24 protein-coding genes are annotated in these 24,375 nt (G+C 37.9%); all 24 read right to left on the bottom strand.

The genetic code is table 11. The annotated features are described in order from the left end of the window. Positions 1-57 precede the first annotated feature (57 nt). On the bottom strand, positions 58-1,137 hold the full coding sequence (locus tag ACIP9W_RS09325) for a BMP family lipoprotein (protein WP_400788442.1): 1,080 nt from the start codon (positions 1,135-1,137) through the stop codon (positions 58-60). A gap of 46 nt (positions 1,138-1,183) precedes the next feature. Further along, positions 1,184-1,912 (bottom strand): GntR family transcriptional regulator, encoded by a 729-nt coding sequence (locus ACIP9W_RS09320; protein ID WP_400788439.1) that lies wholly within the window; start codon positions 1,910-1,912, stop codon positions 1,184-1,186. 155 nt (positions 1,913-2,067) lie between these two features. Continuing rightward, positions 2,068-2,214 carry a DNA translocase FtsK gene (locus tag ACIP9W_RS09315; RefSeq protein WP_483880174.1) on the bottom strand — a complete coding sequence of 49 codons (147 nt, stop codon included), beginning with the start codon at positions 2,212-2,214 and terminating at the stop codon, positions 2,068-2,070. 261 nt (positions 2,215-2,475) lie between these two features. Beyond that, entirely contained in the window at positions 2,476-3,558 is a 1,083-nt protein-coding gene (locus ACIP9W_RS09310) for a BMP family lipoprotein (RefSeq protein WP_400788436.1), read from the bottom strand. Between the two features lie 55 nt (positions 3,559-3,613). Further along, entirely contained in the window at positions 3,614-4,342 is a 729-nt protein-coding gene (locus ACIP9W_RS09305; protein ID WP_282245292.1) for a GntR family transcriptional regulator, read from the bottom strand. 155 nt (positions 4,343-4,497) lie between these two features. Then, complete coding sequence (locus tag ACIP9W_RS09300) at positions 4,498-6,738, bottom strand: DNA translocase FtsK (protein ID WP_400788761.1); 2,241 nt, start codon at positions 6,736-6,738, stop codon at positions 4,498-4,500. A gap of 214 nt (positions 6,739-6,952) precedes the next feature. Beyond that, positions 6,953-8,620: a ribonuclease J gene (locus ACIP9W_RS09295; protein WP_400788432.1), complete on the bottom strand. Its 1,668-nt coding sequence runs from the start codon at positions 8,618-8,620 to the stop codon at positions 6,953-6,955. A 156-nt stretch (positions 8,621-8,776) separates the two neighbouring features. Next, positions 8,777-9,658, bottom strand: coding sequence for a 4-hydroxy-tetrahydrodipicolinate synthase (gene dapA, locus ACIP9W_RS09290; protein WP_400788430.1), 882 nt, complete (start codon positions 9,656-9,658; stop codon positions 8,777-8,779). A gap of 4 nt (positions 9,659-9,662) precedes the next feature. Beyond that, the gene (locus tag ACIP9W_RS09285) at positions 9,663-10,709 is read right to left on the bottom strand and encodes an aspartate-semialdehyde dehydrogenase (RefSeq protein ID WP_400788428.1); all 1,047 of its coding nucleotides are present in this window, start codon (positions 10,707-10,709) and stop codon (positions 9,663-9,665) included. A gap of 78 nt (positions 10,710-10,787) precedes the next feature. Further along, on the bottom strand, positions 10,788-11,375 hold the full coding sequence (locus ACIP9W_RS09280) for a dipicolinate synthase subunit B (RefSeq protein WP_142537807.1): 588 nt from the start codon (positions 11,373-11,375) through the stop codon (positions 10,788-10,790). Next, on the bottom strand, positions 11,359-12,177 hold the full coding sequence (locus ACIP9W_RS09275) for an NAD(P)-dependent oxidoreductase (RefSeq protein WP_400788425.1): 819 nt from the start codon (positions 12,175-12,177) through the stop codon (positions 11,359-11,361). Before ACIP9W_RS09275 ends, ACIP9W_RS09280 begins: the two co-directional genes overlap by 17 nt. Beyond that, positions 12,174-12,446, bottom strand: a complete 273-nt coding sequence (locus ACIP9W_RS09270; RefSeq protein WP_282245306.1) for a YlmC/YmxH family sporulation protein — start codon at positions 12,444-12,446, stop codon at positions 12,174-12,176. The genes ACIP9W_RS09275 and ACIP9W_RS09270 overlap by 4 nt, the downstream gene beginning before the upstream one ends. A 534-nt stretch (positions 12,447-12,980) precedes the next feature. Continuing rightward, on the bottom strand, positions 12,981-14,216 hold the full coding sequence (locus ACIP9W_RS09265; protein ID WP_400788423.1) for a M16 family metallopeptidase: 1,236 nt from the start codon (positions 14,214-14,216) through the stop codon (positions 12,981-12,983). A gap of 107 nt (positions 14,217-14,323) precedes the next feature. Then, positions 14,324-16,444, bottom strand: coding sequence for a polyribonucleotide nucleotidyltransferase (pnp, locus tag ACIP9W_RS09260; protein WP_400788420.1), 2,121 nt, complete (start codon positions 16,442-16,444; stop codon positions 14,324-14,326). Positions 16,445-16,743: 299 nt separating this feature from the next. Then, the gene (gene rpsO, locus ACIP9W_RS09255) at positions 16,744-17,013 is read right to left on the bottom strand and encodes a 30S ribosomal protein S15 (protein WP_053589935.1); all 270 of its coding nucleotides are present in this window, start codon (positions 17,011-17,013) and stop codon (positions 16,744-16,746) included. Between the two features lie 133 nt (positions 17,014-17,146). Then, positions 17,147-18,094 carry a riboflavin biosynthesis protein RibF gene (ribF, locus tag ACIP9W_RS09250; protein WP_400788417.1) on the bottom strand — a complete coding sequence of 316 codons (948 nt, stop codon included), beginning with the start codon at positions 18,092-18,094 and terminating at the stop codon, positions 17,147-17,149. Between the two features lie 14 nt (positions 18,095-18,108). Next, positions 18,109-19,017: a tRNA pseudouridine(55) synthase TruB gene (gene truB / locus ACIP9W_RS09245; RefSeq protein ID WP_400788415.1), complete on the bottom strand. Its 909-nt coding sequence runs from the start codon at positions 19,015-19,017 to the stop codon at positions 18,109-18,111. Positions 19,018-19,089: 72 nt separating this feature from the next. Further along, entirely contained in the window at positions 19,090-19,434 is a 345-nt protein-coding gene (rbfA, locus tag ACIP9W_RS09240) for a 30S ribosome-binding factor RbfA (protein ID WP_282245319.1), read from the bottom strand. Positions 19,435-19,456: 22 nt separating this feature from the next. Then, a complete protein-coding gene (locus ACIP9W_RS09235) occupies positions 19,457-19,735 on the bottom strand; it encodes a DUF503 domain-containing protein (protein ID WP_142537799.1) in 279 nt (92 codons plus the stop codon). After that, a complete protein-coding gene (gene infB / locus ACIP9W_RS09230) occupies positions 19,735-21,999 on the bottom strand; it encodes a translation initiation factor IF-2 (protein ID WP_400788412.1) in 2,265 nt (754 codons plus the stop codon). Before infB ends, ACIP9W_RS09235 begins: the two co-directional genes overlap by 1 nt. 4 nt (positions 22,000-22,003) lie before the next feature. Then, entirely contained in the window at positions 22,004-22,324 is a 321-nt protein-coding gene (locus ACIP9W_RS09225) for a YlxQ family RNA-binding protein (RefSeq protein WP_093263075.1), read from the bottom strand. Next, positions 22,321-22,599: an RNase P modulator RnpM gene (gene rnpM / locus ACIP9W_RS09220; protein ID WP_093263079.1), complete on the bottom strand. Its 279-nt coding sequence runs from the start codon at positions 22,597-22,599 to the stop codon at positions 22,321-22,323. Before rnpM ends, ACIP9W_RS09225 begins: the two co-directional genes overlap by 4 nt. 25 nt (positions 22,600-22,624) lie before the next feature. Then, entirely contained in the window at positions 22,625-23,755 is a 1,131-nt protein-coding gene (gene nusA / locus ACIP9W_RS09215; RefSeq protein ID WP_400788408.1) for a transcription termination factor NusA, read from the bottom strand. A gap of 22 nt (positions 23,756-23,777) precedes the next feature. Then, positions 23,778-24,257: a ribosome maturation factor RimP gene (gene rimP / locus ACIP9W_RS09210; protein WP_282245334.1), complete on the bottom strand. Its 480-nt coding sequence runs from the start codon at positions 24,255-24,257 to the stop codon at positions 23,778-23,780. Positions 24,258-24,375: the final 118 nt, after the last annotated feature.

Genomic DNA, 24,375 nt, shown 5'->3' with positions numbered 1-24,375 from the left:
AATTAAAATATCATAAAGACCGATTCACATCGATCTTTATGATGTTCGTATAACTAATTATTCAACTGTTTCAGGAACAGTAATTTCACCAGAAGCAACTTTATCGGAATACTCTTTGATTTGGTCTAAAATTTCTTGTGGAATAGCCCCACGTGAATCAGCAAGTTCAACGCCATTTTCAGCTAGTCCATAAGTTAAAGTAGTACCACCTGGGAAGTTTCCAGCCATTGCATCATTCGCAACATCTTGTACCGCAGTTCCAACTTTTTTCAACATAGAAGTAAGTGTTACGTTAGAATCACCAACAGCACCTTCTTCGTATTGGTCAGAGTCAACTCCGATTACCCATACATTTGCATTCGGATCTTTTGTTTTACGTTCTTTTGCTTCCGCAAATACACCGTTACCAGTACCACCAGCAGCGTGTGCAATAATATCTACACCTGAAGAATACATACGGTTAGCAGTTGTTTTACCAAGTGCAGCATCATCAAATTTACCAGTGTATTGTACATCTACTTTAATACTTGGATCTACTGCTTTAACACCTTCAACGAATCCTGCTTCGAAACGTTCGATAACTGGAATTTCCATTCCTCCAACGAAACCAACTTGTTTAGTTTCTGACATAAGTGCAGCTGCAACTCCAGCAAGGTATGCTACCTCTTGTTCTTTAAACAATACAGAAACAACGTTTGGTCTATCCGCAACACCATCAAGAATAACGAATTTATTATCCGGTTTTTGGTCCGCAATCGTACCAATCGGTTCTTCTAATAAGAAACCAATACCATAAACGATGTCGAAATCACGACGTACTAAGTTATTTAAGTTTGTTACGTAATCAGCGTCTCCTGCTGATTGAAGATAGTCAAAACCACCATCGCCTTTTTCAAGACCATGCTCTTCACCCCATGCTTGAAAACCTTCCCAAGCTGATTGGTTAAAAGATTTATCATCTACTCCACCAACATCCGTGATCATTGCAATAGAGAAATCTGTTGATTCTGTAGTACCTTTGTCTGTACCTTCAGAACCTGTTGATGCTTTCTCATCGTCTTTTGTACCACAAGCGCCAAGAATCGTACCAGCAGCTAGTACAAGTGAAAGACCTAAACCAAATTTACGTTTTGTCAAAATGAAAACCTCCATTTATTTTCTTATTAGCAGGAATTGAAACATTTTACAACCTTTTCCGAACAACATGAAAGCTAAATTTATCTGCTCGAAAATAATTTTTCGAATACAATACCACACAATCATTTTCATCGTAATGCAGTTGTTTTAATACAAGCAAAGACGTCTCCGGTGCACAATTTAGTGTAGGAGAAGCAACTTCATGGTATCCAACAGGATCGATGTATGCTACCGCATGAGATACACGAATTTCCCCAGATTCCTCTAGTGCTGAAAAAATAGAACCTTCTTCTCTTAGGAGAAAATCACCTGGCAAGTATTTTTTAGGAACTTTATCCACACAATACACTACCGGTTCGCCATTTGCAGTACGGACTCGCTCCATGGAAATAATCCAATGCTCGTCCTTACATTCAAAGCGATTCATATCTTCTTCAGTTGGAAGCGATTGCATCGAACTCAGATAAATTGTACCTGGTTCCATACCCGCACTTCGAATCATAGAAGAAATACTCGAAAGCTGTTCTATACCCGACGTGAAGACAGGTTTTGAATTAACAAATGTCCCTACTCCATGTCGTCTGACAATTACATTTTCTTCTTCCAAAAGACGTAAAGCTTCTCTTAAGGTTGCACGACTGACACCTAGTGATTTTGCTAATTCAAACTCAGAAGGAAGTTTTTCCTTTTCCTTGAATATGCCATTTTCAATGTCTTCTTTTATACGATCAATCACTTGAAGATATAAATGACGATGATCTACTTTTATTGTCATATAAAAACACCACCATTTTTAGAGATCAGACCTCTGATGTAAAACATTCCTACTAATCAGTCATACTATAACACTTTTAATTGGCGAAATAAATACTTTTATAAATTTTTTAACTATTAACTTAACAGAAACTTTATCTATTTGTAATCGTTTTGTCATATAGAATCAGTATCTAAGGAGTTTTTAATAACAAGTACTTGACGTGGCTTATTTCCTTTATGAGGTCCTACTATTTCATACAAACCGAGATGATCCATAGTTCTGACAACTCGACAATAGCCCACTCTATAGCATCTCTCGATTGGTGTCTTCGATAAAGTTCCCTATTTTTTACCAATAGTGTAGCCTCATCATACAACTCATCCCGATCTAATCGTTCTTGTTACTCTTCTACTTCAAACGGAATCCCTATTACAAAATTAATACAGGAAAGATTTTAAATCTTGTAAGTTAAAGTTCTATACAATGACATAAACACTTAAATTTTTTAAAATCTTTCTTCTATTAATTAAAACATCATAAAGACCGATAAGCATCGGCCTTTATGATGTTAGAAAAGCAAATTATTCTACTGTTTCAGGAACAGTAATTTCACCATCAACAATTTTTTTAGAGTATTCTTCGATTTGGTCTAGAATATCTTGTGGAATAGCTCCACGAGAGTCAGCAAGCTGTACCCCTTTTTCTGCTAAACCATAAGTTACTGTTTTCCCACCAGGGAAGTTTCCATCCATTGCTTCTTTTGCTATTGTTTGTACTGCAACGTCTACACGTTTTTGCATAGAAGTAAGTGTAATGTTCGTATCACCAACAGCACCTTCTTCGTATTGGTCAGAGTCAACTCCGATTACCCATACATTTGCATTCGGATCTTTTGTTTTACGCTCTTTAGCTTCTGCGAATACACCGTTACCAGTACCGCCAGCTGCGTGGAAAATAATATCGATGCCTGAAGAATACATACGGTTAGCAGTTGTTTTACCAAGAGCTGCATCATCGAATTTACCAGTGTATTGTACATCTACTTTAATACTTGGATCTACAGCTTTTACACCTTCAACGAATCCTGCTTCGAAACGTTCGATAACTGGAATTTCCATTCCTCCAACGAAACCAATTTGTTTGGATTCAGACATTAATGCAGCTGCCACACCCGCTAAGAAAGAACCTTCTTGCTCTTTAAACATTACAGAAGCAACATTTGGTTTATCAACAATAGCGTCAATAATAGCAAGTTGTGCATCTGGTTGTTGATCTGCGATATTACCAATTGGTTCTTCCATTAAGAAACCGATTCCATAAACTACATCGAAATCACGACGTACTAAGCTATTTAAGTTTGTGATATAATCAGCGTCCGATGAAGATTGAAGGTAATCATAACCGCCGTCACCTTTTTCAAGTCCATTTTCTTTACCGAATGCTTCGATACCTTCCCAAGCTAATTGGTTGAATGATTTATCATCTACTCCACCAACGTCCGTTACCATAGCGATAGAAAAGTCTTTTGTTTCTGAAGTTCCAGTATCTGTGCCTTCTGAACCTGTTGAAGTTTTTGTTTCTTCGTCTTTTGCACCACAAGCTCCAAGGATTGTACCAGCAGCTAATACAAGTGATAGACCTAAACCAAATTTACGTTTTGTCAAAATGAAAACCCCCAATTATTTTCTTTTTTTCTTATTAGCAGGAATTTAAAGCATTTTACACCCTTTTCCGAACAACATGAAAGCTAAATTTATCTGCCCGAAAATAATTTTTCGAATACAAAACCACACGATCGTTTTCATCATAATGAAGTTGTTTTAACACAAGCAAAGAAGTTTCCGGTTCACAATTCAAAGTTGGCGAAGCAACTTCATGGTATCCTACAGGGTCTATAAACGCGACCGCATGAGATACACGTATGTCTCCAGATTCCTCCAATGCAGTAAAAATAGAGCCTTCTTCTCTAATGAGAAAATCATTAGGCAAGTAATTCTTTGGAACTTTATCGACACAATACACAACTGGTTCTCCATTTGCAGTACGGACTCGTTCCATTGAAATAATCGATTGCTCTTCTTTACATTGGAAGCGCTTTATGTCTTCTTCAGTTGGAAGCGATTGCATAGAACTCAAATAAATAGTACCAGGTTCCATACCAACTCTCCTAATCATGGAAGACACACTTGTAAGTTGTTCAATACCAGACGTGAAGACGGGTTTTGAATTAACAAAAGTCCCGACTCCATGTCGTCTGACAATGACATTTTCTTCTTCCAATAAACGCAGAGCTTCTCTTAATGTTGCACGACTAACACCTAGTGATTTGGCTAATTCAAATTCAGAAGGAAGCTTTTCCTTTTCCTTGAATATGCCATTTTCAATGTCTTCTTTGATACGATCAATCACTCGAAGATATAAAGGACGATGATCTACTTTTATTGTCATATAAAAACACCACCATTTTTAGAGAGCAGACCTCTGATGTAAAACATTCCTACTAATCAGTCATACTATAACACTTTAAAAGTTCAAAATAAATACTTTTATTAATATTTTAACTATTGACTTTACAGAAACTTCATGTAATTGTAATCATTTTGTCATATAGGGTCCTGATCTAGTGCGTTTTTAGAAATAAGTACTTGGCGTGGCTTACTTCCTTCATATGGTCCTACTATCCCACCCATTTCGAGTTGATCGATGATTCTTGCCGCTCTAGAATAGCCCACTCTAAACCTTCTTTGGATGAGAGAAACCGACGCTGTCTGCATTTCTGTCACCAATTGTGCTGCGTCATCATACAACTCATCTCTATCTACTTGTTCGTGTGATTCTTCCACTTCATCTGGTATCATTTCTTCCTGATAATTTGCTTTTTGCTGTTCAATGACAAAATCCACCATACGTTCTACTTCTGCATCTGATAAATAAGCACCTTGTACACGAACCGGTTTGGAGCTACCGGCTGGTAAAAATAACATATCTCCTCGACCTAGCAGTTTTTCTGCCCCTCCCATATCTAGTATGGTGCGTGAATCGATAGCAGAAGACACAGCAAAAGCAATACGGGAAGGAATATTTGCTTTAATAATTCCAGTAATAACGTCTACACTCGGTCTTTGTGTCGCAATGATCAAATGGATACCTGCAGCACGTGCCATTTGAGCTAATCGTGTAATAGAATCTTCCACATCGCCGGAAGCTACCATCATTAAATCCGCTAACTCATCTACGATGACAACAATGTAGGGAAGCTTTGGATGTTTTTCCTCATTTTCTTCGTTCCATTTATCAATATAATCATTATACCCTTCCATATTTCGTGTACCGGTATGAGAGAATAGATCATATCGTCGTTCCATTTCCGAAACAATTTTTTTCAATGCTTGTGATGCTTTTCTCGGATCTGTAACTACAGGAGCTAGTAAATGCGGTATTCCATTGTATACATTTAACTCTACCATTTTGGGGTCGATCATCATCATTTTTACTTCATGCGGTTTTGCGCGCATCATGATACTAGTGATGATTCCGTTAATACATACACTTTTCCCACTACCTGTCGATCCTGCTACTAGTAAATGGGGCATTTTATTTAACTGCGCAAGCACGGCCTGTCCTGTTACGTCTCGGCCAAACCCTATGAGTAGTTTTAAATTTGGTTTGTTATTTTCTTCTGATTCTAGTACTTCTCGCAAGCTTACAATCGCCACTTCTGTGTTCGGCACTTCTATTCCAATAGCTGACTTTCCAGGAATAGGAGCTTCAATACGAATATCTCTCGCCGCAAGTGCCAGCGCTAGATCATCATGTAAACTGACAATCCGACTTACTTTTACCCCAACATCCGGCAGCACTTCATATTTTGTGACCGCTGGACCTAAATGCACTTGTGTAACTTTTGCTTTAACGCCGAAGCTTAAAAATGTCTTTTCTAATTTTTGTGCATTTGCTTGGAGCGCATTTAACTCACCACTTTGATCACTATGCTCAGGTGAATCTAGCAAAGTAATTGGTGGCAACTGATAATCCTCATTTTCCAATTCTTCTGTATCCATATTAATCTCGATTGGTTCGCTTATTACTTCTGGTGGTTCTACTTTTTCTTCTTTTCTCACGATTCGTTCTGTAAAGGCAGAAATAATCGGTGCTGTAACTTGTTCTACCTCCTCTTGGTCTCGAATTGTCAATACTTCCTCGTGAACAGTCACTGCTTCTTCTTGGACCTGTTCTTTCTTAGATCGTCTGGAAGTCTTTTTAGCAGGTGCTGGCTTTTTCTTTTTCTTTCTATTCATTAACTTTTCTCTTACTTTCGGTACTAACTCAACAGCTAACGGTACGAGTGCTTTGTCGCTCCATAAAATAATTCCTATTAATAGCAACAGCCAGCCGGCAATCCTCGCTCCGGCGGAATCAAATAAAACATGAAACGAAGCAAACAAAATAGCACCAATTATGCCTCCTCCAAGTGAGCTCGTTTGGTTGGTAATACCTCCACTTTCTACTAGCACACGATAGCTTTCTCGTAAAACTGAATTTGTCATTAATCCTTTTCCTTCAAATAATTGTTGAAAAAGAGCTAAGTGACTAAATAACAACAAACTACTTAATATAAAGCCACTCCCCAATAATAATCGGTGATTCCATGCGGGAAAAGTTTGCTTCATCATTATGATAAGTGCATATACGATAAACATAAATGGTATGGCGATATGCCAGTTTCCAAATAGGAAATACCCCATATAAGCGAGTCCCCGACCTACTAATCCATATTCAAAAAAGGCAATGATGGCTAGTCCTATAATGAGCAATCCGATAATTTCAAACATGAGTGGATGCATGGACTTTTTTTTCGGTGCTGCTTTTTTTGCTGGTTTTCTCTTCTGTTGTGCCAACAATATCACCTGCTTTCTAAAAAAAATGTACAAGCGCTTTGACAGAAACCCAAGGGGAACTGTTCTTCTGCGTCTTGGATTGATAAGCTTATATTCTCTTCTCTCTTATAAAAAGGGATTTCCCTCCGTAATCGGAAAGGAAATCCCTCTATTATCCATATTAATATTCCATAATAATCGGGATGATCATTGGACGGCGTTTAGTTTGTTGGAATAAATATGAATTTAGCGTATCACGGATTTCTTGTTTTATGTTTGTCCATTCAAACGTTTCTTTATTCACATATTTCTCAACAATTGTTCGAACTAGTCGCGCCGATTCCTCCATTAGTTCCTCTGATTCTCGTACATAGACGAATCCTCTCGAAAGAATTTCTGGACCAGACGCTATTTTCTTTTGGGCGCGGTTCAATGTAACGACTACGATAAAGATACCGTCTTGGGAAAGAAGCTTACGGTCACGTAAAACGATATTCCCAACATCTCCTATACCGATTCCATCAATTAGTACATTACCGGCTTGAACTCTGCCGCTCATTCGCATTTTACCGTTTTTATATTCGACAATATCCCCTTTATCTGCGATAAATATTTCGGATTTTGTCATACCAATGTCTTGCGCTACTTTCGAGTGAGCCATTAACATGCGATACTCCCCTTGAATCGGGATAAAGTATTTTGGCTTCGTTAAGTTAAGCATCATTTTTAAATCTTCTTGGCTACCATGTCCAGATACATGAACATTTTTGCTAGCAGTTAAAACTTTTGCCCCTACTTTTGCGATTTGGTTCATCGTTTGGTACATGCCAACTTCCATTCCTGGTGAAGGAGTGAACGTGATTAATACAGTGTCTGTGTCTTTAATTCTAATATCTTTGTGGTGTTTACGAATCATTTTTTCTAACGCCTCTAACGGTTCACCTTGATTGCCAGAGACGATAACAACAACGTTCTCATCTTCATGCTTTGCAATTTCTTTGATAGAAATAAGCGTGTCCTCTTGAACAGTGAAATACCCAAGATCCAATCCAATTTGGAACGTGTTTTCTAACGTTTTTCCAGCAATCGCTACTTTTTTACCTGTCTCAGCCGCTTTATCTAACACTTGCTGAATACGGATAAAATTAGATGCATATAAAGCTACTAGAATACGACCACGTGCAGCGTGGAATGTTTCGGATAACTGGTTTTCAATAACAGCTTCTGAAGTTGTATATCCTGGTCGTTCTGCTTCCGTTGAATCGGATAGAAGAATAAATACTCCTTCTTCACCTAACCCAGCGATTTTAGCGATATCCGGACGATACTTTCCTTTTGCTGATTGATCAAATTTAAATTCGCCTGTATGAACGATTGCACCTTCCGACGTATGAAAAACAATTCCAAGTGAATCTGGAATACTATGTGTTGTGTGGAAGAATGTAACATGCGTACTTTGGAAATTCATACGGCTTTTGTTTGTGACTTCAAAATATTTTACCGCTTGTTTCGTAGGTAATGCTTTAATATGCGTTTTTGCCAAAGCAATCGTCAATTTAGAACCATAGACAGGTGCTTGTACTTTTTGCAACAAATAAGAAATAGATCCGATTGCATCTTCATGTCCATGCGTTAAGAAGATTCCTTTTACACGATCCTTGTTCTCTTCTAAATACGTAATATCTGGAATGACAATATCAATTCCAAGCATTTCATTTTCAGGGAACATAAGTCCACTATCTACTACGAAAATTTCTTCATCTATTTCTACAACATACATTGCTTTTCCGATTTCTCCGACTCCACCGAGTGGGATAATACGAATAAGCTCATTTTTTACTTTAACCAAATCTTTTCCTCCTATTATTAACCCGACCAACATCCACTAGATTTTATTATATCGAACGACGACGAATCACACAAATAAAAAAAAGACGGAAAGGAAAAATAAAATGCCCCGAGCGAAGGGAACACTTTAACTTTCCTCAGTCTTTTTAGTAAAAAATTATTTATTTTTCAAGTATTCTTCCCAAATAAGATCGTATACTTTTTTCTCGTCCTCTGTCATTTCTACTAGTGGCAATCGAAGTGAACCTACTTCCACTCCCACTTTGGAAAGTGCATATTTCACTACTACTGGATTCGGATGTGCAAATAATCCATTTATAACTGGTAAAATAGCCTGATGAATTTTAGCCGCTTTTTGATGTTCGCCGGCATAGAATGCTTGTATCATTTCTTGCATATCGTTCCCAATTACGTGAGAAGCAACCGAAATAACTCCAACTCCTCCTAGTGCAAGCAGTGGTAGAGTTAATCCATCATCTCCACTATAAACACGGAAACTTTCATCTGTACCTGCTAAAATTTTAGTCATTTGATCTAAATTCCCACTCGCCTCTTTTGCGATTTGAATGGATGGAATTTTACTTAGAGCGATCATGGAATCCGCTTCTAAATTGACAACTGAACGTCCTGGAATATTATAGACAACAATCGGTAATGTTGTCGCATTTGCCACTGCTTCAAAATGCGCAATCATTCCTCGTTGATTTGGTTTGTTGTAATACGGTACAACGAGCATCAGTGCATCTACACCAAGCGCTTCTGCTTTTTGCGACAAGTCAATCGATGCTGCTGTATTATTACTTCCCGTCCCTGCAATAATAGGAACACGTTTGTTTACTTTCTCTACTACGAACTTAAAGAGTTCTAACTTCTCATCCGTTGATAATGTTGGAGATTCTCCAGTTGTTCCACATACAACGAGTGATTCCGTTCCAGTAGCTAGTAAATGTTCAATTAACTTCTCAGTAGCGATAAAGTCAATGGAACCATCTTCTGAAAACGGAGTAACCATCGCTGTTGAAATATGACCTATATTCATTATCTTACACCTCTTTTAAAATACGTTCCTCGATTAATGCTTCTGCGATTTGAATGGAGTTAAGTGCTGCTCCTTTTAATAGATTATCAGACACTATCCACATGTGGAAGCCTTTACTATTAGAAGGATCCTTTCTTATACGTCCAACAAACACATCGTCTTTGTCTGTTGCAAAATAAGGCATCGGATATTGCTGTTGTTCAGGCGCATCTTGCAAAGTGATCCCTTTTGTATTCGAAAGTAATTGTTTCAACTCATCCACTGTTACATTCTCTTTATCTATCTCGATATAAACAGATTCAGAATGACCCGTTACGACAGGTACACGTACACAAGTTGCCGCAATCGATAGATTTGGAAGTGTCATAATCTTCTTCGTTTCATTCATCATCTTATGCTCTTCAAAAGTAAATCCATCTTCCTCAAATACATCAATTTGTGGAATTACATTTCCAGCGATTGGGTAATGCTTCTCAGCGCTTTTTACAGGTAAAATGGCAGGATGCGGATTTGGTTCTTTAATCGCTTCACTTTGTGTTATTAACTCATCAATCGCTGCTGCTCCTGCACCTGAAACTGCTTGGTAAGTAGAGACAACGACTTTGTTTAGACCATATTCTTTTCGAATAGGTTCAAGTGCGGCAACCATCTGAATAGTAGAACAATTTGGATTAGCAATAATCCCTTGATGCTCATGTAACGCTTGTTTATTTACTTCTGGAACGACAAGTGGTGTGTCTTTATCCATTCGAAAAGCACTTGTATTGTCGACAACAATTGCTCCGCGACTAACTGCTTCTTTTGCCAGTACTTTCGAAATAGAGCCACCTGCCGAGAAAAAGGCAATATCTACTCCTTCAAATGATTCTGGTGTTGCTTCCTCAAGCGTATATGTTAAACCTTTAACTTCCACTTCTTTACCTGCAGAACGTTTGGAAGCTAAAAGCTTTAGCTTTGAATATGGAAAGCTTCTTTCTACTAACTTTTCGATAATTTTTTGACCGACAGCACCTGTCGCTCCTACTACTGCTACTGTGTAACCTTGTGACATAAAAGCTCTCCTCCTAAAATCAAAACATATTGGCGATATTGTATCATATTATACATGAAAATACATCTCTATTTATATTTATGATGAATACGTAATGAGTAAAGGCTGTAGTTGTTTTTTCTGAATAGCATGCTCCACAGTAGGCACAATCCTTGTGAAATCAGCAATTAGCGAGTTTGGTTTCGAGTGAGGATTGTCTTGACCGAAAGGTATAAAATAAATATTTTTTGTCGATAAAAGTTTCATAATGTTCATACCATTTAATCCTAATGCATCGTTTGTGGAGATACCAAGTACTACTGGTTTTCCATTTCGTAAGGTCGCTTTCGCCGCCATTAATACAGGCGAATCTGTTTGCGCATTTGCCAGTTTACTAATTGAATTTCCAGTCATCGGCGCAATGACCATGCAATCGAGCGGATTAGTTGGCCCAAAAGGCTCCGCTTCTACAATTTTAGAAATTACTTTACTGCCACTAGCAGCTTCAATTTTTTCAATCCATTCCTCTCCCGTTCCAAAACGGGTTGCTGCAGTTAACACAGAGTACGTGATAATCGGCACGACTACCGCGCCCAAATCCGTAAACTGTTTAATCATTGGTATTACTTCCTCATAAGTACAATGAGACGCAGTAATACCAAGACCTATTCTAAGATCCTTTACCACTAGATTTTTCCCCCTTCAAAAAAGCCAAATGATTTTGAACCGATTGGGCGATTAGTAAACCAGCATCTTGTGGAAAATACATGCCCGGTAAACTAGTCGCAAGCGCATAATTAGGCGGGATATTTTCCTCAGTATCGAGTAAACATCCAGGATTTGAGGCAAGATCAAAAACTTGTTTAAACAAGGATGCCTGCGTATTTTCTAACCATTTAGATGGTATGGTATTGATCAAATAGGCGGAATTACTTTTTTGTTTATCCAATACATTTTCCAATGTTTCTATAGCATAACCATAACTTTTTGCTTCAAATAATTGATGTTCGGAACGCACTGAAATGACCACTTTCGCACCTAAGTGATGCAAAGCATGTGCAAGTCTTTTCCCTACTCTCCCGTAGCCTGTAATGATAAATTGCTTATTATAGATTGCCTGTTTTTCATGCGTATAAAAATAATTAATAAATCCTTCCGCAGTCAAATTCGCATTATCCCAAATATATTGCTCATCTTCTAAATAGGAAAAAACTTGAATCTCTTTACGCTCTATTTCTTGATCGATTTCTTTATTTTTTTTGCCAACAAATAGTACTTCACATGAGGCTGGTAGAATAAAAGGACATTCCATTTTAAGTGGGTGAATCGGTAGGAAAACAATTTGTGGTTCAAATTGATCGATTGCATTTTTTAGTTCATCATCCCACGTCATCGTGGCAACTAATTTTGTATTTAAGTCTTTACTAATTGCAGTGTGGAAGTAGGATAAGCGTAGATCAGTTCCAATAATGACACACTTTTTTTTCATGAGTAATCACTTGCTTCACTGGAGGAATCTGTTTCATTGAATAAAATACGATCTTTCCCAATAAGGATGATTTCTTTCCAAGCAATAAATTCTTTTTTCTTATTTGTTTTGTTAGCCTGAAAAAAAGATGTCGTCTTTTGAAATACTTCAAAGCCTTCTATTTTACCGGTTTTTGGATTAAAGAGTAGTTCTGTGTCCGCTAACTTCCCGTATCTCGCACCGTCTCTCACTTGTATCAACTCTTTTTCTGCCAGTTCCGAAAGTAACAATCATTTCCCTCCTTATTTCTTTCTATTTATGTATATGCGCATTTTTGAGCAAAGTGAATAAGAAATAAAGCAATCCCGCTTTTAGTGGATCTTAGTGTCGAAAGTATCGCTGGGGTAGATGGTGGTAAATGGGGGTAGAGGAATTGCTTACTGATCAGATTCACTTGCTAAAATAGTGTGAGGCCATGCCTGTGGATAGTATCTGGCATAGCAAAAATCCTCGCGATTATATTTTAATATCCAGAAATTGGATTAGAGCAACCAACTAGTCATTGAAAGCAACCAATTCTAGTCGGAAAGCAACTAAATAATCGGGAGAACAACCAATTTGTCGAGGAAAGCAACCAATTCTTACTATAACAAGTTTACTTGGATTGAAACGAAGGTAGAATAGGACACTCTATTGTAAACGTTGCGCAAATGCCCCTGAATGTTGCGCGTTTGAAGGAGAACGTTGCGCAAATGTACTCCAATGTTGCGAGTACGGCAATATATGTTGCGCATTTATAAAATGCCACCTTAAAAAAACGCCGATCACGATTGATCGGCGTTTTTAGGCATGATAATGGAGATTGCAGGTTTGTGTGAAAAGATTTCTTTTGCTAAATCCATTACAGAAGTTAGCGTAACTTCATCTATTGTTTCACTCACTTCATCAAGTGAACGATGTTTTCCATATAATAACTCATTTTTACCATTGCGACTCATACGTGCATTGGTACTTTCTAAGCCTAGTAATAAATTTCCTTTTAGCTGCTCTTTTGCACTGGATATTTCGGTTTCTGTTAATCCATTTTGAATAATGGTTTGAATGGTATCGTTAATAGAAGACTGCAATTCGTTTAATTGATTGCTAGAAGTACCACCATAAATCGCAAGTATCCCTGTATCCTCATAGGAAGAATGATAGGAGTAAATGGAGTATGCGAGCCCTTTGTCTTCTCGGATTTCTTGGAATAGTCTGGAGGACATACTTCCACCTAAAATATTGTTTAGAATGACTAAGCTATAAATATTGTCTGCCTTCACCCCTAGTCCAGGGTAGGCTAAACATAGATGCACTTGTTCTGTTTCTCTACTATTTTGTGTAAAAATGGGTTTCATCACTGGAGTAGCAAAGTCTGCTCTATCCTGTGATTTCTTATACGTGAATTGACCAAATAGCGATTCAATTTTTTCCGTGAGACCTTCTGGAATATTACCTGCTATAGAAATAACAACGTTTTCTGGAGTGTAGTGCTTTTCCATATATGATAAAATCATTTCTTTCGTAAAGCTATTCAGCGTTTCCTCTGTTCCTAAAATAGGTGCACCTAGTGGATGATCGCCGTACATTTCTTTCCATAAATACTCATGGACGATATCATCTGGTGTATCTTCTACCATGTTTATTTCTTCTAAAACGACTTGGCGTTCTTTTTCAATTTCGATTGGGTCAAATACCGAGTTAAAGAACATGTCTGCAAGTATTTCAACTGCATGTGATGCATGATGATCCAATACTTTTGCATAATAACAAGTATTTTCTTTTGAGGTAAATGCATTAATATTTCCGCCAATACGATCGAACTCTTCCGCTATTTGTTTAGCGGTTCTTTTATTTGTTCCTTTAAACAACATATGTTCAATAAAATGTGTTAAACCGTTCTCTTCTGGAAGCTCGAACCTAGAACCAGCTTGCACCCATATTCCAACAGCTACGGAACGTACATGAGGAATCTGTTCTGCAACAATTCGAAGCCCGTTATTACAAGTAATTTTCTTTATCAATATTACACCTCTGTCTATGTTATTCATTAAGTTATTCATGTATTAAAAAAAGTTGCCGTAGTAATAAATGCTACGGTCAACCTATTTTATCACATTAAACTATTTATTTATTGCTGTTCTTTTTGCTCTTCACGTTCTTTTTCTTCTTTTAATACAACTTTACGTGATAAGTTTACGCGACCTTGATTGTCAATTTCGATTACTTTTACTAGAAGTTCGTCTCCTAGTTTAAGCACATCTTCTACATTTTTCGTACGTTCTTCTTGAATTTCTGAAATGTGCAGGAGACCATCTTTTCCGTTGAATATTTCTACGAAAGCACCGAATTTTTCAATTCGTTTTACTTTTCCTAAATAATATTCGCCTACTTGGGCTACGCGAACGATATCTTCAATGATTTGTTTTGCACGTGCAATCATTTCTTCATCTGGAGATGCAATATAAATTGTACCATCTTGTTCTGTATCAATTTTTACGCCAGTTTCATCAATGATTTTATTGATCTGTTTACCACCAGGTCCGATTACATCGCGGATTTTGTCCGGATTGATCTTGATCATGGTGATTTTCGGTGCGTATTGAGATAATTTCTCACGTGGTTGGTTAATTGTTGCAAGCATGCTTTCTAAAATCTGCATACGACCAATTTTCGCTTGTTCTAATGCTTCTTCTAAAATGGCTTTAGATAATCCGTCGATTTTAATGTCCATTTGAAGAGCTGTAATCCCTTTAGAAGTACCTGCAACTTTAAAGTCCATATCTCCTAGATGATCTTCCATCCCTTGAATATCGGTTAAAATCGTGTAGTTTTCGCCTTTTTTCACTAGACCCATTGCAATACCTGCAACAGGAGCTTTTAGTGGAACACCGGCATCCATCATCGCAAGTGTTGATGCACAAATACTAGCTTGAGATGTAGAACCATTCGATTCTAATACTTCTGCTACTAAACGAAGTGTATATGGGAAATCCGATTCGTCTGGAATCACTGCCTCTAATGCACGCTCACCAAGGGCACCATGTCCTATTTCACGACGACCTGGAGCACGAATTGGACCTGTTTCCCCAACGCTAAACTGAGGGAAATTGTAATGATGCATGAAACGTTTTGTTTCTTCTAAACCAAGACCGTCGATAATTTGTACATCGCCTAGTGGCCCTAAAGTACAAATACTCAATGCTTGTGTTTGTCCACGCGTAAATAAGCCTGAACCATGTGTTCTTGGTAAAATGCCAACTTCAGAAGCAAGCGGACGAATTTCTGCTACTCCACGACCATCTGGACGTACTTTTTCTTCCGTGATCAATCGGCGAACTTCTTCTTTCACCATTGCATCTAAAATTTCTTTTACTTGTTTTAACGTTGCTTCATCTGCTTCTTTTTCAGTATATTGCTCTAATATTTCATTTTTTACTTCCGTAATAGCATCTTCGCGTGCATGTTTTTCTTGTACTTGAATAGCTTGTACAAGTTTTGTTTCGCAAATGCCTTTTACTTCCTCAAAAAGCTCTTTGTCTAGCTCAAAAAGAGGAATTTCTTTTTTCTCTTTTCCAATTTCAGCGACTACTTGTTCTTGGAACTCAATCAATTTAATGATTTCGTTATGACCGAACATAATTGCTTCTAATACGACTTCCTCCGAAACTTCTTTCGCTCCAGCTTCCACCATATTAATCGCGTCTTTTGTTCCCGCAACCGTTAAATCGAGCGTACTTTTTTCCATTTGTTCAACAGTTGGGTTAATAATGAATTCTTCCCCTATTAATCCTACTTGAACGCCTGCAATTGGTCCATCAAATGGAATGTCTGACACACTAAGTGCTAAAGAAGAACCTAGCATAGCTGCCATCTCAGATGAGCAGTTTTGATCCACGGACATAACGATGGAAATTACTTGTACTTCATTGCGGAAACCATCTGGAAATAATGGTCGAATAGGACGGTCGATTAAACGACTAGTTAAAATCGCTCTTTCAGAGGGACGTCCTTCTCGTTTAATAAATCCACCAGGAATTTTACCAACCGCGTATAATTTTTCTTCATAGTTCACTGTTAATGGGAAGAAATCTAAATTTTTCGGTTGTTTAGAAGCAGTTGCAACTGATAATACACTTGTATCACCGTATCTAACTAGTACTGCTCCATTTGCTTGCTTTGCAAGTTGTCCAATTTCTACTGATAGTGGACGCCCTGCCCATTCGTACGTAAACACTTTCTTTTCACTCATTTAATCTAAACTCCTCTCAACTTCAAAACTGCTTGAAATAGCGTATATAAAAGTTATATGTATCATAAGTAGTGTATCAAAAAAACTCAAACTATGCGAAGTATTTTACGCGCAAGCACCTATGTTAGCGGAATACAGTCTAAGCTATCGACATTTTGTCGTAACGGCTGTATAACTTACTTCCTATAGGAGCCTTTCACAAGTAAATAGGTCTAGATTTACCCATCCACACAGCACCAGTTTATAGTTTCATAGACAAAAGAAAAAGCGGGATAAATCCCGCTTTCTTAGGTGGTATCTTATCGACGTAAACCAAGTTTTGCGATTAGCTCACGGTAACGTTGTACTTCGTTTTCACGTAAGTATTTTAACAAGTTACGGCGACGTCCAACCATTTTGAATAGACCACGACGTGAGTGGTGATCTTTCTTGTGTGTACGTAAATGTTCGTTTAAAGAATTGATTTCTTCAGTAAGGATTGCGATTTGAATATCTGCAGATCCAGTATCGCTTTCGTGAGTTCTGAACTCAGCGATCAATTCGTTTTTACGTTCTTGAGTAATTGCCATGTTTGTTTCCTCCTAAAATTCATAATATCCCCTGTTCCTGAGCAATCGTTGGAGAATCGAAAAAGCCAAGGAAAGGTTAAGTACAATTTTGTACTTTTACAGAATAACATATTATTTTATACGAAGCAACAAATTATGCTTGTCCGAAATAATCGATTGCTACTAATTTATCCTTTGTAATTTGTGCTTTTAATTCATCTATTCCATTGAATTTTTGCTCCGAGCGAATTCTCTTATACCAATGTACGACAACTTCTTCTCCGTAAATAGATTGATCAAAATCAAAAATATGTACTTCAATCGATAGCTTTTTTTCATCGGGATTATTAAACGTCGGCTTATATCCAACATTACAAACTCCCTCATACCATTTTTCTTGCACACGAATTTTCACGGCGTACACTCCAGTTGCGGGTGTGTATTGCCCTTCAGTCGGTTGGATATTGGCGGTTGGGAAGTCGATTGTTCTCCCTCGTTTATCTCCATGAACAACAACCCCGGATAACATGAAAGGTCGTCCTAGTAGTTCTTTTACGTTTTCCATATTTCCTGCTTTTAGCTCTTCTCTTATTCTAGTAGAGCTAATTTTCTCTCCAGATAGTTCTTGTTTACCAACGACAGTGACGGTATATTTACCCTCTGAAAGCTGTTCCATGTCTTCCATCGTTCCTTTCCCAAATGCTCCAAATGAAAAATCAAAGCCTGCAGTAACATGCTTTACATTTGCTTGTTTGATAAACGATTCGATAAATTCGGCAGGAGTAAGTCTCGCAAAGTCAGATGTAAAACGCACAACGAAAACAGCATCTACTTGCAGCTCTTTTAATATTTCTATTTTTTGTTCAAGAGGAGTTATATAAAAAATTTGTTCTTTTCTGCCTCCAAGAACTAACGATGGATGCGGATCGAAAGTCATAACAGCCGTTTTAATATTTCGTTCTTTTCCTTTATTTAAAGCTTCTTGGATGACCGCTTGATGACCAGCATGTACTCCATCAAAGAAGCCAATTGCTAAAGCATAGGCATCATTTGTTTCGTTTTTAAATAAATGGTTCGGGTAAGATACGTGATATACTTCCATACTAATCTCCTTTTTTAAGCTGAAAACATTTTTTCTGGTTTCATCATACCATTTTTTGTTGGATGTTTAATATAAATAGCAATCGGATTGGAATTTATAGCGTATACGATTTTATCATTCGTTTCTAATAGTGGATGAGATTCTATTACCTGGCCGTTCAAAATACTCTTTTTGGTTTCTTCTGTTATTTCAATTGTTGGCCAATGGCCGAGCGCCTCTTTCAAGGGTAAAATAGCATCGTTTAACTGATCATTTTCGACTGCTTGTTGTACTTCTTGTAATGTTAAGCATTGTTCTTTCGTAAAATTACCTGAGGTTGTTCGTACTAATGAAGCCATATGGGCAGGATAGCCAAGTAGCTCTCCAATTTGCACGGCAAGTGTACGAATATACGTCCCTTTGCTGCATCCTATTTCAATCGTGAACGTGACATTTTCTCCAAAAAATTCTTCTTGTTCATCAAGCAAGTTCAGCTTATAAATTGTTACTTGTCTACTCGGACGTTCTACTTCTTTTCCTTCTCTTGCATATTCATATAGTTTTTTACCATTCACCTTCACAGCAGAAAACATGGGAGGGGTTTGAGTAATTTCACCAGTCAGTTGTTTAAGAACTTCTAAAATTTGTGCTTTTGAAAAGTGCTTTTCTTCCTTATTTTGTTCGATTACTTCTCCGTCTGCATCTTCAGTAGAAGTAGATGAACCTATCGAAACGGTTGCTATATATGTCTTACCTTCGTTCATAATATATTCTGATACTTTTGTTGCTTGCCCTAAACAAATAGGCAGAACCCCTTCTACACTTGGATCTAATGTTCCTGTATGACCGATTCGTTTCATTTTTAATATTTTGCGTAGTTTAAATACACAATCGTGAGAAGTCATTCCTTTTTCTTTCCATAACGGAAGTATACCTTCGTACATGTACTTCACCTCTAGTTTCATAATATACAACAAAGAAGTCTGCTCATTTTGTTAAGCAGACTTCTTTGTTTTTTACTCTTCAGATGATTTGTTGATCTGTCTTAGTAAATCATCTATTCGATTACCGTAAGCTGCAGACTCGTCAAATTGAAATAACAGTTCAGGCGTGATACGTAATCTAATACGTTGTCCGATTTCCGAACGGATAAATCCTTTTGCTTTTTCTAAAGCTTTTAACGTATCTTCTTTGTTTCCATCAAGGACAGTTACATAAATTGTCGCTTGCTGTAAATCTCCTGTTACTGCAACATCTGTTACCGTAACAAAACCGATACGAGGATCTTTTAGTTTTCGGCCAATAATCTCGCCTAGCTCTTTTTTCATTTGTTCTGCAACTCGGTTAGCGCGCATCGACATGATGGCTACACCTCATTTTCTATCATAAATGTTCTTGTCTTATATCAATGCATTCCCATTCCGGAAAAGATTCCAAATGGTTGATCGCATGCGTAAGCTCTCGCTTTGCAGCATCCTTCCCAGACGCAACACAAACTATTCCAATAGTCGTCCGCTGCCATACATCTTGGTGATCAATTTCCGAAATAGAAACATTGAACTTTTGTTTCGTACGAGAGAGCGTTCGTTGAAGAACTGCTCTTTTTTCTTTCAAGGAATGTGCAGTAGGAATGAGAAAATCACACTCTGCATATACAATCATTATCGTTTAATCTCTTCCATAATGTAAGCTTCGATAATGTCGCCTTCTTTAATATCATTGAAGTTTTTAATCGTAATACCACATTCATATCCTCTTGCCACTTCTTTTGCGTCATCTTTAAAACGTTTTAATGTATCTAATTCGCCTTCGAAAATAACGATAGAGTCACGGATAATACGAACACCGCTGTCTCTTGTAATTTTACCTTCGATGACATAGGAACCAGCAATCGTTCCAACTTTTGATACTTTAAATGTTTCACGAACTTCCGCTTGACCAATAATTTTCTCTTGGAATTCAGGATCAAGTAATCCTTTCATCGCAGATTCAATTTCTTCGATTACTTTATAAATAACGCGGTGTAAGCGAATGTCTACGCCTTCTTGGTCCGCTGCACGTTTAGCATTTGTATCTGGTCTTACATTGAATCCGATTACGATTGCGTTAGAAGCAGCAGCAAGCGTAATATCTGATTCAGTAATAGCTCCTGCACCAGTGTGAATGATTCGAACATTTACACCTTCTACTTCAATTTTCATAAGAGAAGCAGCCATTGCTTCCACTGTACCTTGTACGTCTGCTTTTACGATTAAGTTAAGCTCTTTCATTTCCCCTTGCTTCATTTGATCAAATAAATTGTCTAATGTCACACGAGCTTTTTCAGAGCGTTGGTTAACTTGTGCATGAGAAGCACGTGTCTCCCCAACTTGTCGAGCAGTTTTTTCGTCTTCAAACACGACGAAACGGTCTCCTGCTTGTGGTACTTCATTTAATCCTGTAATTTCTACTGGTGTGGATGGACCTGCTGATTTAACACGACGTCCTAAATCATTCACCATTGCACGTACACGCCCAAATGCATGACCTACTACAATAGGATCTCCGACATTTAGTGTTCCATCTTGTACTAATAGTGTAGCAACTGACCCTCTACCTTTATCAAGTTGAGCTTCAATAACAGAACCTATTGCAAGACGTTTTGGATTTGCAGTTAGTTCTCCAACTTCTGATACTAACAATACCATTTCCAGCAGGCTATCAATTCCTTCACCTTTTAACGCAGAAATTGGAACGAAAATTGTTTCCCCACCCCATGCTTCAGGAACTAAACCATGTTCAGTTAGCTCTTGCATTACACGATCTGGGTTTGCAGCTGGTTTATCCATTTTGTTTACTGCAACGATGATTGGTACTTCCGCAGCTTTTGCGTGATTGATCGCTTCAACTGTTTGTGGCATTACACCATCATCTGCTGCAACTACAAGAATCGTAATATCCGTTATTTTAGCTCCACGTGCACGCATTGTTGTAAACGCAGCATGTCCTGGTGTGTCTAGGAATGTAATCTTTTTGCCGTTTTCTACAACTTGGTAAGCACCGATATGTTGTGTAATCCCACCTGCTTCACCAGCCGTAACTTTCGTATGACGGATGGAGTCTAGTAAAGTTGTTTTACCGTGGTCAACATGTCCCATAATGGTTACAACTGGTGGACGTTCTGTTAAGTTCGCTGTGTCTTCTTCAGAGTTTTCGAAGTGTACTTCTAAATCGGTAATATCGATTTTAATTTCCTCTTCTACTTCTACCCCGTAGTCTGCACAAATTAACTCTATTGCATCCTTATCCAATTCTTGGTTAATCGTTGCCATTACACCAAGTAAAAATAATTTTTTAATAATTTCTGCTGGTTCACGACCAAGTTTTTTCGCTAATTCCATTACTGTTAATGACTCAGTAAATGTAATTTTTTCAGGAAGCTCTCTTTCTTTTCTTGGTACTGGCGGTTGCACAGGCGTTGTTGGGCCTTTTCTTCTTTTTTGGAATTTTTGACCTGGTCTGTTTTGTCCACCTGGTCTATTTTGGCCGCCTGGTCGGTTATTTCCGCCTGGGCGATTATTGTTATTAAAAGGCTTTTTATCTTTTGATTGGTTGTTTGAACCTTGGCTAGCATTCCCTTGAGATGGTCTTGCTGCTCCTTGGTTTGCCGGTCTTGATTGGTTTTGGTTTGCTGGTCTTGATTGTGATTGTCCAGCTGGTCTTGATTGTGATTGTCCAGCTGGTTTTGCTTGTGATTGATTTTGAGCTGGTTTGCTAGGTTTAGCGGTAGACTTTTTATAAATACCGTCTAGTTTTTGGACAGCATCTCCTTCAAGCATCGCCATATGATTCTTCACTTGAATATTAAGCTTTCCTAGTTGCTCTATAACTTCTTTACTCGATTTATCTATTTGTTTCGCGTATTCATGAACTCTGATTTTAGTCATTCGCTCACCCCCGGTTATATTCGTTGAGAAGGCCGGACAGTTTTTTAGCGAAACCGTCATCCATAATGGCTATTGCCACCCTGGCCTCTTTTCCCGTCGCATGTCCGAGATCGTGCCGGTCTCCAAAGACATGCAGCTCAACGTTAAAAGATGCACATTTATCATTCAATTTTTTCGCTGTATTGTCAGAAGCATCGGATGCTAAAATGACAAGTTTTGCTTTTTTGCTTCTAATTTCTTTGACGACTAGCTCTTCACCAGATATCGTCTTTCTTGCGCGTGTTGCAAGTCCAAGTAGTTGGGTAATCTGCTGCTCTATCGTCATTTCAGTTTTTCTCTTTCAATGATCACGATCAATTCATCATATATTTCATTTGGAATTGAAGCTTCTAAATGATTGGCTAGCGAATTTTTCTTTTTCGCTTGGTTTACCGCTTCGATCGTTTTAGATACGTATGCGCCACGACCTGATTTTTTTCCAGTCAAATCGACCGTAACTTCGCCTTCTTTTGAACGAACGATGCGAATCATTTCCTTTTTCGGGAACATTTCACCAGTAGCAACACATTTACGTAATGGTATTTTCTTTTGAATCGCCATACAAGCTCACCATCCTTGCATATTCTTACTCTTCGTCTTTATAAAAATCGAAATCATCCATCTCATCATCGAAGCTTTCTAAAGTAACTTCAGGAGAGTTTTCATTCGGATAAATCCCTAATTCTCTTGCATCTGTTTCGCTTTTAATATCAATTTTCCAGCCTGTTAATTTTGCTGCAAGTCTAGCATTTTGGCCTCTTTTTCCAATTGCAAGAGAAAGTTGGTAATCTGGAACAACGACTGTAGTAGATTTCTCTTCTTCGTTCACTTGTACATCCAATACTTTAGAAGGACTAAGTGCATTTGCAACGAAAACTACTGGATCTTCTGACCATTCTACAATGTCGATTTTTTCTCCACTTAACTCATTTACAATCGTTTGTACGCGAGCACCTTTTGCACCAACACAAGAACCTACTGGATCAATTTCTTCGTTATGCGCATAAACGGATATTTTAGAGCGATCTCCTGCTTCACGAGCAATCGATTTGATCTCAACGATACCTTCAAAGATTTCTGGAACTTCCATTTCAAACAAACGGCGAAGGAAGCCTGGATGTGTTCTTGAAACAAACACTTGAGGTCCTCTAGAAGTTCGTTCCACTTTCGTGATATACACTTTAATACGATCATGTGGACGATACGTTTCCGTTTGAATTTGTTCATTCGCAGGAAGCACTGCTTCTACTTTACCTAAGCCAACATAAATATTACGTGCATCTAAACGTTCAACGATACCATTTACAATATCGTCTTCACGATCTACATATTCTTCGTAAATAAGTCCTCGTTCTGCTTCACGTACGCGTTGTGTTACAACTTGTTTCGCAGTTTGTGCAGCAATACGACCGAAATTACGTGGAGTCACTTCTTCTTCCACGACATCCCCAATAGCATAATGTGGATTAATCGCTCTTGCGTCTTCTAGTGAAATTTGTAAGCGATCATCTGTTACTTCTTCCACTACATCTTTACGAGAATAAACAAGCATCGTTCCCACTGCCAAATTAATATCTACCCGCACATTTTGCGCTTGGTTAAAGTTTCGTTTATATGCAGTTACTAATGCTGCTTCGATTGCCTCAATCAGCACATCTCTTGCAATTCCTTTTTGTTTTTCGAGCGCTGTTAACGCATCTAATAGATCACTACTCATAGCTATCACTCCTCAATATACATTATGCAGAGAAATCGATTGCTAAACGAGCAAGCGCAATTTTCTCTTTATCAATTTGAATTTTTACTCTTCTAGTTTTCACACGAACTTCTATTAATGCGCCTTCTTCTACGGAAAAGGAAAGTAATGTCCCTTCAAATTCCTTAGCGCCGTTTATAGGTTCATACGTTTTAATGAAAACATATTTTCCGACTGCTGCGATAAAATCAGCGTCTTTTTTAAGAGGTCTCTCTGCTCCTGGTGAAGAAACTTCTAAGAAATAGTTTTCCTTAATCGGGTCGACAACATCTAATTTTTCGCTTAGTTTTTCACTAACTTGAGCACATTGTTCAATATCTATACCACCAGCCGGTGTATCTATATAGATTCGTAAAAACCAATCGCGACCTTCTTTTACATATTCAATGTCAATAAGCTCTAAGTTTAACTCTTGTAAAATAGGCGTTACAAGGTTCTCAATTTCACTGGTAATATTACTCATATAAGCCTCCTACACCACAATGATTTTCTATATAACAACAGAAAAGAGCGGGAAATCCCACTCTTTCGTCACAGAACTATGAAACATTGGTAGTTTTATATTACCATACATCCTGCTT

It is taken from the genome of Psychrobacillus sp. NPDC093180 (assembly GCF_044754065.1).
Lineage (GTDB): Bacteria > Bacillota > Bacilli > Bacillales_A > Planococcaceae > Psychrobacillus.
Note: the sequence above shows the minus strand (reverse complement) of the source record. Positions and strands in the feature narration are given on the sequence as shown.

What these genes read in the sequence shown, in the direction of transcription:
- rpsO (WP_053589935.1), bottom strand. Translation starts at nt 17,013, where the DNA reads ATGGCAATTACTCAAGAACGTAAAAACGAATTGATCGCTGAGTTCAGA.
- ribF (WP_400788417.1), bottom strand. Translation starts at nt 18,094, where the DNA reads ATGGAAGTATATCACGTATCTTACCCGAACCATTTATTTAAAAACGAA.
- ACIP9W_RS09235 (WP_142537799.1), bottom strand. Translation starts at nt 19,735, where the DNA reads ATGATTGTATATGCAGAGTGTGATTTTCTCATTCCTACTGCACATTCC.
- ACIP9W_RS09225 (WP_093263075.1), bottom strand. Translation starts at nt 22,324, where the DNA reads ATGACGATAGAGCAGCAGATTACCCAACTACTTGGACTTGCAACACGC.
- ACIP9W_RS09300 (WP_400788761.1), bottom strand. Translation starts at nt 6,738, where the DNA reads ATGCATCCACTCATGTTTGAAATTATCGGATTGCTCATTATAGGACTA.
- rimP (WP_282245334.1), bottom strand. Translation starts at nt 24,257, where the DNA reads ATGAGTAATATTACCAGTGAAATTGAGAACCTTGTAACGCCTATTTTA.
- ACIP9W_RS09275 (WP_400788425.1), bottom strand. Translation starts at nt 12,177, where the DNA reads ATGAAAAAAAAGTGTGTCATTATTGGAACTGATCTACGCTTATCCTAC.
- ACIP9W_RS09320 (WP_400788439.1), bottom strand. Translation starts at nt 1,912, where the DNA reads ATGACAATAAAAGTAGATCATCGTCATTTATATCTTCAAGTGATTGAT.
- dapA (WP_400788430.1), bottom strand. Translation starts at nt 9,658, where the DNA reads ATGAATATAGGTCATATTTCAACAGCGATGGTTACTCCGTTTTCAGAA.
- pnp (WP_400788420.1), bottom strand. Translation starts at nt 16,444, where the DNA reads ATGAGTGAAAAGAAAGTGTTTACGTACGAATGGGCAGGGCGTCCACTA.
- infB (WP_400788412.1), bottom strand. Translation starts at nt 21,999, where the DNA reads ATGACTAAAATCAGAGTTCATGAATACGCGAAACAAATAGATAAATCG.
- rnpM (WP_093263079.1), bottom strand. Translation starts at nt 22,599, where the DNA reads ATGGCGATTCAAAAGAAAATACCATTACGTAAATGTGTTGCTACTGGT.
- truB (WP_400788415.1), bottom strand. Translation starts at nt 19,017, where the DNA reads ATGTACGAAGGTATACTTCCGTTATGGAAAGAAAAAGGAATGACTTCT.
- ACIP9W_RS09285 (WP_400788428.1), bottom strand. Translation starts at nt 10,709, where the DNA reads ATGTCACAAGGTTACACAGTAGCAGTAGTAGGAGCGACAGGTGCTGTC.
- nusA (WP_400788408.1), bottom strand. Translation starts at nt 23,755, where the DNA reads ATGAGTAGTGATCTATTAGATGCGTTAACAGCGCTCGAAAAACAAAAA.
- ACIP9W_RS09305 (WP_282245292.1), bottom strand. Translation starts at nt 4,342, where the DNA reads ATGACAATAAAAGTAGATCATCGTCCTTTATATCTTCGAGTGATTGAT.
- rbfA (WP_282245319.1), bottom strand. Translation starts at nt 19,434, where the DNA reads ATGTCGATGCGCGCTAACCGAGTTGCAGAACAAATGAAAAAAGAGCTA.